The organism is Ferrovibrio sp. (genome assembly GCF_029255545.1).
Lineage (GTDB): Bacteria > Pseudomonadota > Alphaproteobacteria > Ferrovibrionales > Ferrovibrionaceae > Ferrovibrio.
The window spans coordinates 139531-152950 of record NZ_JANLJJ010000068.1; the positions used below are offsets into that span (position 1 = coordinate 139531).

Here is a 13420-nt window from a genome sequence, read left to right on the forward strand (position 1 = left end):
CGGACCGGCGCGGTGGACGGCATCGTTACGAAATCGCTCTTTTCCTCCTGCGGCAATGCGGCGCGCTGGCGCATGCGATGGAGCGCGAATAACGCCATCGCGATATGAACCAGCGCCGTGAAGCCGAACAGGCCCAGCGGGCCCGCCCATTGCATCGCCGTGCCCGCGATCAGCGGCCCGATCACCGAACCGGCGCCATTGATCAGCAGCAGCCCGCCGGCAATGGCGACGAAATCGACATGCTTGGCCATGTCGTTGGCATGGGCGGCGCTGAGGGCATAAAGCGGAAACGAGAACACCCCGAACAGGAAGGCCGCGACCGGCAGCATGGCTGGCCACAGGGCGTAGCCAAACACGATCAGCAATCCGGCTCCGGCGGCGCAGCCACAGGCGACCAGGATGACATGCCGTCTGTCCATCCGGTCGGACAGGCGGCCAAACGGCCATTGCGACAGCGCGCCGCCGATCACGGTGGCGCTCATGAACCAGGCCACCTGCGAAACGCCCAGGCCGGTCTGCACCGCGAAAGCCGGACCCAGCGCCCAGAAGGCGCCATTGGCCAGGCCCACGGTCAGCACGCCGGCCACGCCGACCGGCGATACCCTGTACAGGCCACGCAGCGACAGTCGCGCGGAGGAAATCGGCGCCGGCGCCGGCGAACGCGTCATGGCCACCGGCACGGCCGCCAGCGACACCAGGATCGAGGCCAGGCTGAACAGATGGAAGCGCATCGGATCATCGGCCAGCATCAGCATCTGGCCCAGCGTGATCACGGAAAAATTGACGGTCGTGTATGTGGTGAAGATCAGGCCGCGGTTTTCCAGCGTCGCCCGTTCGTTCAGCCAGCTTTCGATGATCAGGTAAAGACCGGCCATGCAGAAGCCGGTCAGGCCGCGCAGCAGCCACCACGGCGCCGGCTGCACCAGGATGGCATGCACCAGCGGGATCACCGAGGCCGCCGACACCATGGCGGTGAACAGCCGGATATGGCCGACGCGCCGGATAAGCCGCGGCGTCAGCAGGCAGCCGCCGACAAATCCGATGTAATAGGCCGAACCCAGCACGCCGATCGACAGGGCGCCGAAACTTTCCAGATTGGCGCGCACCGGCAGCAGCGTGCCCTGCAGGCCGTTACCGGTGAGCAGCAATGCAACGCTGAGCAGGAGGGCGCCGATCGGCGCGAGGGATGACAGCATGGTTTCTTCCGCTTCGATCTGCCGGCCGGTACCATGGTGGCAACCGACACAAAACGTTACACAATTTTTTCTGGCCGGGCTGAATCCGCCACAGGAATGCGGCCGGGCTGAGGCAGGCACGCCAAACACACCCATAAGTAGATATATCGCGACGCCGCGGCCTGTTTCGCGCCCTCCGATTGAACAAGTGTAAACAGCTAAGCTGCAGAAATTAATTGATAAATAACCAATTCATCCGGCAGGCCAAAAACTACTTACGGTATTTTAATGCTGGGATTTGCAAGTATCCGGATAAAGACATTCGCCAACGCCCTCCGGATTTCCAACCCGCAATGTACATGTTTCCGCTGAAACCCCAGCAACGCACCCTGGGCCGCGCGCTCAGGATCGCCCTTGGCGTTTTCCTGCTCGGCCTGTTCGGTTATGCCCTGCTGCCCGGCGTGGTGTTCAGCCAGCATCCGATGGGCCGCATTAATGCCGAATTGGTGACCCTGCGCGCGCCCATCGACGGGCAGGTCAGTTTCAGCGATGTCCGTGTCGGCGACACGGTCAGGCGCGGCCAGGCTCTGGCGACGTTGCGCGACCCGCCGGATCGCGACGTGCGGCTGGCCAGTCTTGAGGCGCAGCATGGCAGCCTGAACGAGCGGAGCGCCGGCCTGCGGCAGCAGATCGCCGCCCTTGAGCCCTTCGTGCAGCGGCTCGGCCGCGACAGCCAGACCTTCCGCAAGGCCGTGATCGACAACCTGTCGGCGCAGATTGCCGAAGCCGAGGCCCGGGTCCGCCAGGCCGAGGCGAATGTCCGCCTGCTGGATGCCCAGCTCAAACGCATCAAGCCGCTGGCCGCCGCCAATTACGCCAGTGGCGCCGAGCTGGATCGCCGCCGCGCCGAGGCCGATGTCGCCCATGCCGAGCTTGCCGCCCAGCGCAAGGCTGCCGAGCGCCTGCGCCAGGAACGGAATGCGGCCGAACAGGGCGTTTACCTCAGCGACTCCTACAACAATGCCCCCTATTCCCAGCAGCGGCGCGACGAAGTCGAACTGCAGCGCCTGGCGCTGGAAACCCGCCTGGCCGACCTGGAGGCCGAGCGCACCCAGATGCAGCAGCAGATAGAGGCCGAGCGGCGCCGGCGCGAACAGGTCGGCGAAGCCGCCGTTCAGGCCACGGTCGACGGCATCCTGTGGCGCCAGCTGGAAAGCGATGGCGCCATGATCGGTATCAGCGCGCCGCTGCTGCAGGTCGCCGATTGCAGCCGGATCTTCTTCGAGGTGCCGCGCGACCGCCGCCACGAGGAAACCCTGTCGATCGGCGACAGCGTGACCGTCGACTTCGAACGCAATGGCCAGATGACGCCGCATCAGGCCCGCCTGGTTGGCCTGCGCAGCGAGCAGGATTCCGACCGCCGCGAATTCGCGCTCGCCGGCGGCACCGCGCCGGATCAGATCCGCTGGGTTTTCGCCGTCGATTTCTCGGGCAGCGCCGAGGCCTGTCCGATCGGCCGCATGGGCCGGCTGCGCCACGGCGACAGCCTGATCGACCGTATTGCGCGACGCTAGGCCGTTGCGATTGTTTCAAGTCGCTATGGTCGTTTACCGATCGGGCGTGGTTTCAGGCCCGCGATCATTTATATTCCCCACAGCCCACCTGAAGTGTTATTTTCCAGATTGCAGAAATCGCAGGGAGAGTGGAATTCCATGCTTCCTCTCATGCCGGCTCCGACATGTACCAGTCGACGATAACAGCAACCAAAACCAACTTGGGACGCCTGCTGCGCATCGCGCTCGGCCTCTTCCTGCTGGCGGTGTTTGGCTACGCCCTGTTGCCCGGCGTGTTCTACGCCCAGTATCCCCTCGGCCGCGTCAACGCCGAACTGGTCACGATGCGCGCCCCCATTGAAGGCCAAATCGAGTTCAGTGGCGTGCGGACGGGCGAGATGGTCAGGTATGGCGAGACCCTGGCGGTGCTGCGCGACCCGCCCGGTCACGATGTGCGGCTGGCGGATCTGCAGGCGCTCAGCGCCAGCCTTGCCGAACGGACGGCCGTGCTCGACCAGCAGATCGCCGCTCTTGAACCGATCATGCAGCGCCTGCATGAAGACAGCCAGAATTTCCACCGCGCCGTGATCAACAATCTCTCGGCCCAGATCGCCGAAACGGAATCACGCATCAAGGGCGCCGAGGCAAACCTGCGCCTGTTGGAAGTCCAGCTTAAGCGGGTGCAGCCCCTGGCCAGCGCCGACTATGCCAGCCGCGCCGAACTCGATCGCCGGCGGGCCGAGGCCGAGATCGGCCAGGCCGAGCTGGCGACGCTGCGCAATACCCTGCAGCGCCTGACCTTTGAGCGCGAGGCGGCGGGACGCGGCATCTATCTGAGCGATTCATACAACAACGCCCCGTATTCGCAGCAGCGCCGCGACGATATCGAACTGCAGCGCCTGACCCTGCAAAGCCGCCGCGCCGAGCTGGAAGCCGAGCGGCTTCAGGCGCTGCAGCAGATCGAAACCGAGCAGCGCCGCCGCGCGGTGGTCGATGAAGCGACCATCACCGCCACGGTGGATGGCATATTGTGGCGACGGCTGGAAAGCGATGGCGCCATGATCGGCACCAGCGCGCCGTTGCTGCAGATCGCCGATTGCAGCCACATATTCTTCGAGGTGCCGCGCGACCGGCGCAGCGACGAGACGCTGTCGATCGGCGATATCACCCAAGTGGAATTCGAGCAGAATGACAGGATGACCACCTATCCGGCCCGTCTGGCCGGGGTGCGTGGCGAGCAGGATGCCGGCAACCGCGAATTCGCCGTCGCCATGCCACTGGCCGCGGGACAGCTGAGCTGGATCTTCTCCGTCGACTTTTCCGACAATGGCGACGGCATGGCCTGCCCGATCGGCCGCATCGGCCGGCTGCGCCACAGCGACACCATGCTCGATCGCCTGACCCGCCGCGCGACAACCCTGTTCGACCGTTGAAGCGATGAACGATCTGCTGGCTACCCTGCCCGGCGTCGCATTGCTGCTTGGCGCCATCCTGCTGCTGCCCCTGGTGCGGCCGACCAACATGCTGGTGCGCCGCGGCCTGATCCTGGCCGCCTTCGTGCTCAGCCTGCGCTATTTCTGGTGGCGCATCAGCGAAACCCTGCCGCCGATGGACCAGCCGGCCGATTTCGCCTTCGGCCTGCTGTTCATGGTGCTGGAGCTGATGCTGGCCTTCAGCACCTATATGTGCCTGCTGACCTTCTGGCGGCATCGCGACAACAGCCCGGCGGCCGATGAATACGAGCGCGACAGCCACCGCGACGGCAACCTGCCTGCCGTCGATGTCTTCATTCCGACCTATAACGAATCCTGGGAGGTGCTGGAGCGCACCCTCCTCGGCGCCAGCGCCCTCGATTACCCCCATTTCACCATCTGGGTGCTCGACGATACGCGCCGCGACTGGCTGCGCGACAAATGCGCCCAGCTCGGGCTGCGTTACCTGACGCGGCCAGGCAACGAAGGCGCCAAGGCCGGCAACATGAATAACGGGCTCAATGTCTCGAAGCAGGAGACCAATGCGCCCCTGATCATGGTGCTGGATGCCGACTTCGTGCCCCGTCGCAATTTCCTGCGCCGCGTGGTCGGCTTTTTCCGCGATCCGCGCGTCGCCCTGGTGCAGACCCCACAATTCTTCTTCAACCCCAACATGCTGCAGCACAATTTCATGCTGTCGGAATCCTGGGTCGACGAGCAGCGCTTCTTCTTCGACACGCTGCAGCCGGCCAAGGATGGCTGGGACGTGTCCTATTGCTGCGGCACCTCCTTCGTGGCGCGCCGCGCCGCCGTGGAGGAGATCGGCGGCTATCCGACGGAAACCATCACCGAGGACATCCTGCTCAGCTTCAAGCTGATCGATGCCGGCTACCTCACCCGCTATCTGAACGAGAAGCTGTCCAGCGGCCTGGCGCCGGAGACCATCGGCGAGTACATCAAGCAGCGCAGCCGCTGGGGCATCGGCGCCATCCAGTCGCTGTTCGTCCATTGTGGCCCGTTCGGCCACAACAACCTCGATTTCATTCATCGCCTGCTGTTCCTGGAAACCGCGAATTACTGGCTCAGCCTGCCCACCTTCTGCCTGTTCGGCCTGTTCGCGCCGCTGCTCTACTGGATCGGTGGCATCGCCATCCTGCGCGCCGAGGCCGCCGAGTATGCCTATCATTTCCTGCCCGCCTTCATCGCCTCCACCACGCTGTTCGTCTGGATCTCCGGCGGCCGCATCATGCCGCTGCTCACCGACCTGACCGAATTCGTCTGCGCCTCGCGCGTGGCGCCGGCGGTGTGGAAAGCGCTGCTGTTCCGCAAGGCGCAGCCCTTTCGCGTCACCGCCAAGGGCATGCTGACCGACCGGGTGCAGATCAACTGGACCGTCATGCTGGAAGCCGGCGCCCTGTTCGTGCTGACCACCATCGCCCTGCTATCCTATCGCACCGCGCTGGTGGACGGATTGCAGCCCGATGGCGGCGACCCGACCCTGTATACCTTCTGGAGCTGCTGGAACCTGCTGATCCTCGCCCTGGTGATGCTGCTGGCGGTGGAGCGGCCGCGCCAGCGCCGCGAGGAGCGCTTCGACCTTAACGAGCCTGCCCACCTGCTCTGGCAGGGCAGCCGCGAGCCGGCCCGGCTGCTCGACATGTCGGTCTCCGGCGCCCGGGTCGAAATTGCTCCGGCGCTGGCAACCCAGCTGCGCGATGCCGACGTGATCATCGAGATCACCGGCATTGGCCCGGTCACCGCCCATGTCACCAATGCCGGCGGCCGCAATGTCAATCTGCGCTTTGGCGCCGGCGCGCCGCGCGCCGCGATCATCGTCAAGCTGTATACCGGGGATTACGACAGCGTCGCGCTGCGGACCGAGATCGGCAGCGCCTTCAGCGGCGTGTTCCGCTGGGTGTTCGGGATGCGGTAGGATATTACCGGAAAAATAGGCGAAAATCCGCGCGGAATTTGATTCACTTCATAGCCGTGTATCCGTCCACCGCTTTTGCCCGAGACTGGGCGAACAAACGAGAAAGCCATGTTGCCCGAAGCCATCAAAGCCAAGGCCCTGCTGAAGCTGGCGCGCGAGATCAGCCAGCACAAGGCCGGCTATTCCGCCCTGATCGTCGATCTTTCCGGCGTGCCGGCGATCCGCAACCGGGTGCTGTTCCGCGCCTTCGTCCGCTTCCTGGAAGACCACGCCATGGATCATGCGATCCGCGTGCATCCGCTGGCGATGAACGTGGTGGTGCTGGTGGTGCCGGGCGACGACCGGCCGCAGATCATCCGCCGCATCGACGAGTTGAACGATTTCCTGCTGGCCCAGCGCCATGGCCGCATCCGGCTGGTGCATTACGACCTGGAAGAGAGTCCCGAGCGCTTCGTCGCCTATTGCTCGCGGCTGATGGAGCAGGCTCCCGCCCCGCCGGCCGACCGTTCGGTGCCGATCAGCGATCCGGCGCCGCCGGATGTCGCCAGCCTCGACCGCATGATCGACATCGACCGCACCATCGGCCAGGCCGACCTGACGCTGCAGATTCGCTCGCAGACCATCTGGCAGCTGGAAAAGGACCAGCCGCCGGCCGCCTTCGCCGAGGAATTCTGGGTCTCCATCGCCGCCATCGAGCAGATCACCGGCCAGCTCATCCACTCCGATGCCTGGCTGTTCGGCCGCAGCACCGAGCTGCTTGACCAGCGCATGCTCAGCCACCTGATCAAGGAGCCGCCCACCACGCCGCGACGGCTGTTCCTCAACCTCAATCCCTCCAGCATCGTCGGCGGCATGTTCCGCCGGCTGGTTGGCGGCATGCCGGCCGAGCAGCTGCACCGCATGGTGATCGAGACCGCCCTGCTCGACTGGCGCCGTTCGGCCGATGTGGCGGGCCGCATCCTCGACCAGATGCAGCGCCAGGGCATCGCCCTCGCCCTCGATGGCGTGCGCGGCGAGGACCTGGCGACGCTGAAACCCGGCGAGCTGGCCGCCGCCGATTATCTCAAGCTCGACGCGCTGGCGCAGGACGAGGCCGGACTGGAGCGGGCCCTTGCCGCGCTGGCGCCGGAAACCGCGGCGAAAACCGTGCTCTGCCATTGCGAAAGCACGGCGCAGATCAGCATCGGCGTCGCCCATGGCGTCCGGCTGTTCCAGGGCAGCCACCTGTCGGTTTTCCTCGACAGCCCGGCCGAGATCGAAACCCTGCTCGGCCGCGCGGCGGCCGATGCGGCCGCCCAGGCGGTGAAGACCGCGCATCTGCCGGCGGCACCGGCGGCGCCGGAATGACCGGCGCCGCGACGCGGAGTCTAGCGGTCGCTGTGATGCGCCCTGGCTTTCAGGCCGGCGGCGCGGATTTCCGACAATGATGCGCGCGGCGTCAGCGCTTCCGGGTCCAGCTTCACCTCGATGATCGCCGGCCGGTTGGCGGCCTGCGCCCGCTTGAACGCCTCGGCGAAATCCTCGGTGCGTTCCACCGTCTCGCCATGGCCGCCGAAGGCGCGGGCATAGGCGGCGAAATCGGGATTCACCAGCTGCGTGCCGCTGACGCGGCCGGGATAGTCGCGCTCCTGGTGCATGCGGATGGTGCCGTACATGCCGTTATTCACCACCACCACGATGATGTTCACGCCATACTGCATGGCGGTGGCGAATTCCTGCCCCGTCATCAGGAAGCAGCCGTCGCCGGCGAAGGCCACCACCGTGCGCTGCGGGTTGGTCAGCTTGGCGGCAACCGCGGCCGGCACGCCATAGCCCATCGAGCCCGAGGTCGGCGCCAGCTGGCTGGTATGCCGGCGATAGCGGTGGAAGCGATGGATCCAGGTGGCGTAGTTGCCGGCGCCGTTGCAGAACACCGCATCGGCCGGCAGCGTGTCGGTCAGCCAGCGCATGATGCTGGTCATCTGGATATTGCCCGGCGACACCACCGGGGCCTGCCATGCCTCGTAATCGGCGCGCGCCTGCTTGGTTCCGGCGGCCCAGGCCCGGCCATCCACCGGGCCGATCTTCTGCAGCGCGGCGGCAAAGGCGGCGGCGGAGGCATGGATCGGCAGGTCGGCGGTATAGACGCGGTTCAGTTCCTCGGCGCCGGCATGCACATGCACCAGCGTCTGGCCCGGCACCGGAATGTCGATCATGGTGTAGCCGCCGGTCGCCATCTCGCCCAGCTTGGACCCCATCACCAGCAGCAGGTCGGCTTCCTTGATCCGCGCCTGCAGCTTCGGATTGATGCCGATGCCGACATCGCCCACGTAATTCGGCCAGTCATTGTCGATGTAGTCCTGGCGGCGGAACACCGCGCCGACCGGCAGGTTGGAGGCGCCGGCCCAGGCCTGCACCTGCTCGCGCACGCGTTCGCTCCAGCCCGAGCCGCCGACGATCATCATCGGCCTCTTCGCTGCCTGCAGCATGGATTTCAGCCGCGCCATCTGCTCGTCCGAGGGATGCGCCTCGGCCGGGGTCGCCCGCTTGCCGTCGCCGCATTCCACCTCCTCGGTCAGCATGTCTTCCGGCAGCGCCAGCACCACCGGCCCGCGCCGGCCCGACATCGCCACGCTGAAGGCGCGGCTGATGAATTCGGGGATGCGGCGGGCATCGTCGATCTCGGCCACCCATTTGGCCATCTGGCCGAACATGCGGCGATAGTCGATTTCCTGGAAGGCCTCGCGCTCCATCATGTCGCGGCCGACCTGGCCGATGAACAGGATCATCGGCGTGGAATCCTGGTAGGCGACATGCACGCCGGCTGAGGCATTGGTGGCGCCGGGGCCACGCGTGACCATGCAGATGCCGGGCTTGCCCGTGGTCTTGCCATAGGCGTCGGCCATCATCGCCGCGCCGCCTTCCTGGCGGCAGATCACGAAGCGCATGGCATTGGCATGGTCATGCAGGCCGTCGAGCACGTTGAGGAAGCTCTCGCCGGGCACGCCGAACATGGTGTCGACGCCCTGGATGCGCAACTGCTCGACCAGGATATGACCGCCTGTACGTTTCATGACTCTGACTCTCTTGTTGTGTTGGTCTGACTGAGGGAAGGCTGTCGTTTTTTTCAGCGTTTGATCGGCGCGAAGGAGGCCGGGGTCATCAGGCGGTTTTCCTGCGCCGCCAGGTTGCCGGCCTCGGCGCTGCGGCGCAGATAATCCTGCCATTCCGGGTCGGCCTGCATGGCGACGCGTTTCGTCTCGCGGTCGGCGGCGCTCTCATAGGCCCAGATATGGGTATAGGTGTTGATCGGTCCGGTTTCGGTGATCAGGAAGGCGAAGGGCTCGCCGAGATGGCGTTTCTGCGCCTTGAGGCCGTATTGCTCATAAAGATCGAGCTGCGGCTTCAGCCGGCCGGGCCGGCAGGTATAGGTGCGGACATCGAGCAGCATTTTTCCGGTTTCCTCTCGATAATGCGCAGGACACTAGGCAAGCCTGTCTGGCCTCGCAAGGCATACTGGAAGGCCGGTGCCGAATAACGGCCAGCGCCGCGCGCGGGTCATACTTTCCGCGCATGACATCATGCCGAAACCGGCATTTCAGGTCGGGCGTAACGGCGCGCCGGTGGCATGCTGCACTGCCATACAGGCTTTCGCCCCGCCTTGCCCGCGCGCCGGAATCCCGTCATAAGCAGGCACAAGATCAAGGGGAGGCAAGCATGCAGATCGCCGCGCGCATGTCACGGCTGGGCTCGGAAAGCGCCTTCGAGGTGCTGGCCCGCGCGAAAGCCCTGGAAGCCCAGGGCAAGAGCATCATCAATCTCGGCATCGGCCAGCCCGACTTCCCCACCCCGCCCCATGTGGTCGAGGCCGCGATCAAGGCCCTGCGCGACGGCCATCATGGCTATACGCCGGCCAACGGCATCCTGCCCCTGCGCGAAGCCGTCTGCGCCGACATCGCGCAGCGTTACAAGACCACCGTCTCGCCCGACCGCATCGTGATCGTGCCCGGCGGCAAGGTGACCATGGCCACCGCGATCATGATGTTCGGCGAACCCGGCGCCGAGATCATGTATCCCGATCCCGGTTTCCCGATCTATGAAAGCTTGGTCAACTTCACCGGCGCCAAACTGGCCGGCTATCCGCTGCTCGAGAAGAACGGCTTCGCCTTCCGCGCCGACGACCTGCTCTCCCGCATCACGCCGGCCACGCGGCTGCTGATCGTCAATTCGCCGGCCAATCCCACCGGCGGCGTGGCGCCGGCGGAAGAAGTGCGGAAACTGGTCGAAGGGCTGCAGCGTTTCCCCCATGTCGCCATCATGGCCGACGAGATCTACTCCCGCCTGGTGCTGGATGGCGATGGCGCCTATGCCAGCTTCATCCCCTATCTCGACCGGTTGCAGGACCGCCTGATCATCCTGGAAGGCTGGTCGAAGACCTATGCCATGACCGGCTGGCGGCTTGGCTGGGGCCTGTGGCCGGCCGGCCTGGCCGAACTGGCCACCAAGCTGGCAATCAACACCCATTCCTGCGTCAACGCCGCCACCCAGTATGCCGGCATCGCCGCCCTGCAGGGCCCGCAGGATGCCGTGGAGCAGATGCGACTGGCCTTCCGCCGCCGCCGCGATCTCTGCGTCGCCGGGCTGAACCGGATTCCCGGCCTGAGTTGCATCAGGCCGGAAGGCGCCTTCTACGCCTTCCCGAATATCACCGGCACCGGCTTGACCGCGCGGCAGATGCAGGATGGACTGCTGGAACAGGCCGGGGTGGCCACCATTGCCGGCACCAGTTTCGGCCAGCATGGCGAAGGCTATCTCCGGCTCTCCTTCGCCGCCTCGGATGAAGCCATATCGGAAGCGTTGCAGCGCATCGCAAACTACCTAGGCCAGAACAAGCCGAAACATTAGGCAAAATTCAGCCTTATTTTTAATCAAATAGGTCAGTTTATATGCAAATACAGCCCAAACCCTATCCACAGCCCCCACCCGTCGGCGGGAATCCAGCACGTTAAGCCTCCGTTAATACTGGCACAAAGCGTGCATACTCCCACCCGTCTTTCAAATCTGGCCAAAAAAGCGTTGTCGCACCCATGAAAAAGATCGAAGCCATCATCAAGCCCTTCAAGCTCGACGAAGTGAAGGAGGCCCTCCACGAGATCGGCCTGCAGGGTCTGACCGTGACCGAAGCCAAGGGCTTCGGCCGCCAGAAGGGCCATACCGAGCTCTACCGTGGCGCCGAATACGTCGTCGACTTCCTGCCCAAGGTGAAGATCGAGGTGGTGCTGGACGACGCCATGGTCGAAAAGGCCGTCGAGGCGATTACCCAGGCCGCTCGCACCGGCCGCATCGGCGATGGCAAGATTTTCATCTCCACGGTCGAAGACGTGATTCGCATCCGCACCGGCGAAAAGGGCGCGGAAGCAGTCTGACGGCGGGACAGTACATCCCGCCACTCCACCTCATCGAGTAACCCCGCGCGCGGGGCCTCCTCAGTGAGTCTTACCAACCCAGGGAAGAAGCAGCAGGAAAAACAGCCATGGCTGATGCAAAATCCATTGTGAAGCAGTTGAAGGAAAAGGACGCCAAGTACGTCGACTTCCGGTTCACCGACCCACGCGGCAAGTGGCAGCATGTCGCTTTCGACATCACCATGTGCGACGAGGCGACCCTGAAGGAAGGCATCATGTTCGACGGTTCGTCGATCGCCGGCTGGAAGGCGATCAACGAGTCCGACATGCTGCTGAAGCCGGACCTCGACTCCCTCACCTTCGACCCCTTCGCCGCCCAGACCACCGCGATCCTGTTCTGCGACGTGCTGGAGCCGCATGAAGGCACCCCGTATAACCGCTGCCCGCGTTCGATCGCCAAGGCTGCCGAGGCCTTCGTGAAGTCGAGCAAGGTCGGCGACGTCGCCTATTTCGGCCCGGAAGCCGAGTTCTTCGTGTTCGACGACGTCCGCTTCAAGACCTCGATGAACGAGACCTTCGTCTACCTCGACGACATTGAGGGCGACTACAACTCGGGCAAGGTCTACGAAGGCGGCAACATGGGCCACCGCGCCCCGATCAAGGGCGGCTATTTCCCGGTCGCCCCGCTGGATCAGGGCGGCGACCTGCGCTCGGAGATGCTGTCCACCATCGCCGCGATGGGCGTGACGGTCGAAAAGCACCACCACGAGGTGGCGAACAGCCAGCACGAGCTGGGCATCAAGTTCGCCACGCTGCTGAAGTCGGCCGACGGCATGCAGATCTATAAGTACTGCGTGCACAACGTCGCCCATGCCTGGGGCAAGACCGCGACCTTCATGCCGAAGCCGATCAAGGGCGACAACGGCTCGGGCATGCACGTCCACCAGTCGATCTGGAAGGGTGGCAAGCCGCTCTTCGCCGGCAACAAGTATGCCGGCCTGAGCGAGCTGGCGCTGTTCTACATCGGCGGCATCATCAAGCACGCCAAGGCGCTGAACGCCTTCACCAACCCGCTGACCAACAGCTACAAGCGCCTGATCCCCGGCTTCGAGGCTCCCGTGCTGCTCGCCTATTCGGCGCGCAACCGCTCGGCCTCCTGCCGCATCCCGTTCGGCGCCGGCGAGAAGGCCAAGCGCGTCGAGGTCCGCTTCCCCGATCCGGGCGCGAACCCCTACCTGGCCTATGCCGCCATGCTGATGGCCGGCCTCGATGGCATCAAGAACAAGATCCATCCCGGCCAGGCCATGGACAAGAATCTCTATGACCTGCCGCCGGAAGAGCTGAGCAAGGTGCCGCAGGTTTGCGGTTCGCTGCGCGAGGCGCTCGAGAGCCTGGACAAGGACCGCGCCTTCCTGAAGGCCGGTGGCGTGTTCAACGACGACTTCATCGACGCCTACATGGAGCTGAAGTGGGAAGAGGTGTACGCCTTCGAGCATACCCCGCACCCGATCGAATTCTCCATGTACTACTCGGTCTGAGTCTTTACCGACTTCCCTGGGCCCGCGGCCTTACCGCCGAGTGTCCAACGAGCCCCGCCGGTTGCTGCCGGCGGGGCTTTTCTTTTGCCTGCCGCGGCGGCGGCGGCCCAGCCCCCTTGACCGGCCCGGGCCGCCCGACCACACTCCGCGCCGATGAGCAGCCCCGTGATTTTATCCCGCCGCGACGACACCGCCGTCCACCTGGCGCCGATCCTGGTTTTTGTCGTCGCGGTGAGCTGCTGCTTCGGCGTCGCCATGCTGGCGCCGCGTCTGCTCGACGTGGCCGACGGGCACGCGGAGTACGCGGTCTGCCTGAGCTGCGCCGCCGGCCCGCTGTTCGTCGGCGCCGGCCTCGCCATCGCCCA

At 65.1% G+C, this 13420-nt stretch carries 11 protein-coding genes; 8 read left to right on the top strand and 3 right to left on the bottom strand.

The window, feature by feature from the left end:
* On the bottom strand, positions 1-1196 hold a 1196-nt coding region (locus tag Q1J79_RS13850), incomplete at its 3' end, for an MFS transporter (RefSeq protein ID WP_300301372.1).
* Positions 1197-1528: 332 nt separating this feature from the next.
* On the opposite strand from Q1J79_RS13850, the gene Q1J79_RS13855 reads away from it, so the two are divergent.
* The 4 genes from Q1J79_RS13855 to Q1J79_RS13870 all read left to right on the top strand — a co-directional run bounded on the left by Q1J79_RS13855 (position 1529) and on the right by Q1J79_RS13870 (position 7480).
* On the top strand, positions 1529-2749 hold the full coding sequence (locus Q1J79_RS13855; protein WP_300301374.1) for an HlyD family efflux transporter periplasmic adaptor subunit: 1221 nt from the start codon (positions 1529-1531) through the stop codon (positions 2747-2749).
* Positions 2750-2877: 128 nt separating this feature from the next.
* A complete protein-coding gene (locus Q1J79_RS13860; RefSeq protein ID WP_300301375.1) occupies positions 2878-4161 on the top strand; it encodes a hypothetical protein in 1284 nt (427 codons plus the stop codon).
* A 4-nt stretch (positions 4162-4165) separates the two neighbouring features.
* On the top strand, positions 4166-6133 hold the full coding sequence (locus Q1J79_RS13865) for a cellulose synthase catalytic subunit (protein WP_300301377.1): 1968 nt from the start codon (positions 4166-4168) through the stop codon (positions 6131-6133).
* 108 nt (positions 6134-6241) lie between these two features.
* Positions 6242-7480: a hypothetical protein gene (locus Q1J79_RS13870; protein ID WP_300301379.1), complete on the top strand. Its 1239-nt coding sequence runs from the start codon at positions 6242-6244 to the stop codon at positions 7478-7480.
* Positions 7481-7500: 20 nt separating this feature from the next.
* Here the strand turns inward: Q1J79_RS13870 and Q1J79_RS13875 are convergent, their stop codons facing one another.
* Both Q1J79_RS13875 and Q1J79_RS13880 read right to left on the bottom strand, forming a co-directional pair.
* Entirely contained in the window at positions 7501-9186 is a 1686-nt protein-coding gene (locus Q1J79_RS13875; protein ID WP_300301382.1) for a thiamine pyrophosphate-binding protein, read from the bottom strand.
* Between the two features lie 53 nt (positions 9187-9239).
* Positions 9240-9563, bottom strand: coding sequence for an NIPSNAP family protein (locus Q1J79_RS13880; protein WP_300301384.1), 324 nt, complete (start codon positions 9561-9563; stop codon positions 9240-9242).
* Positions 9564-9829: 266 nt separating this feature from the next.
* Between Q1J79_RS13880 and Q1J79_RS13885 the strand changes: the two genes are divergently transcribed.
* The 4 genes from Q1J79_RS13885 to Q1J79_RS13900 form a co-directional block, all read left to right on the top strand.
* A complete protein-coding gene (locus Q1J79_RS13885) occupies positions 9830-11017 on the top strand; it encodes a pyridoxal phosphate-dependent aminotransferase (RefSeq protein WP_300301386.1) in 1188 nt (395 codons plus the stop codon).
* A gap of 182 nt (positions 11018-11199) precedes the next feature.
* Entirely contained in the window at positions 11200-11538 is a 339-nt protein-coding gene (locus tag Q1J79_RS13890; protein ID WP_297684422.1) for a P-II family nitrogen regulator, read from the top strand.
* Positions 11539-11645: 107 nt separating this feature from the next.
* Entirely contained in the window at positions 11646-13055 is a 1410-nt protein-coding gene (glnA, locus tag Q1J79_RS13895) for a type I glutamate--ammonia ligase (protein ID WP_300301388.1), read from the top strand.
* A 165-nt stretch (positions 13056-13220) separates the two neighbouring features.
* Positions 13221-13420, top strand: a 200-nt coding sequence (locus tag Q1J79_RS13900; RefSeq protein WP_300301390.1) for a hypothetical protein, incomplete at its 3' end; no start/stop codon positions are given.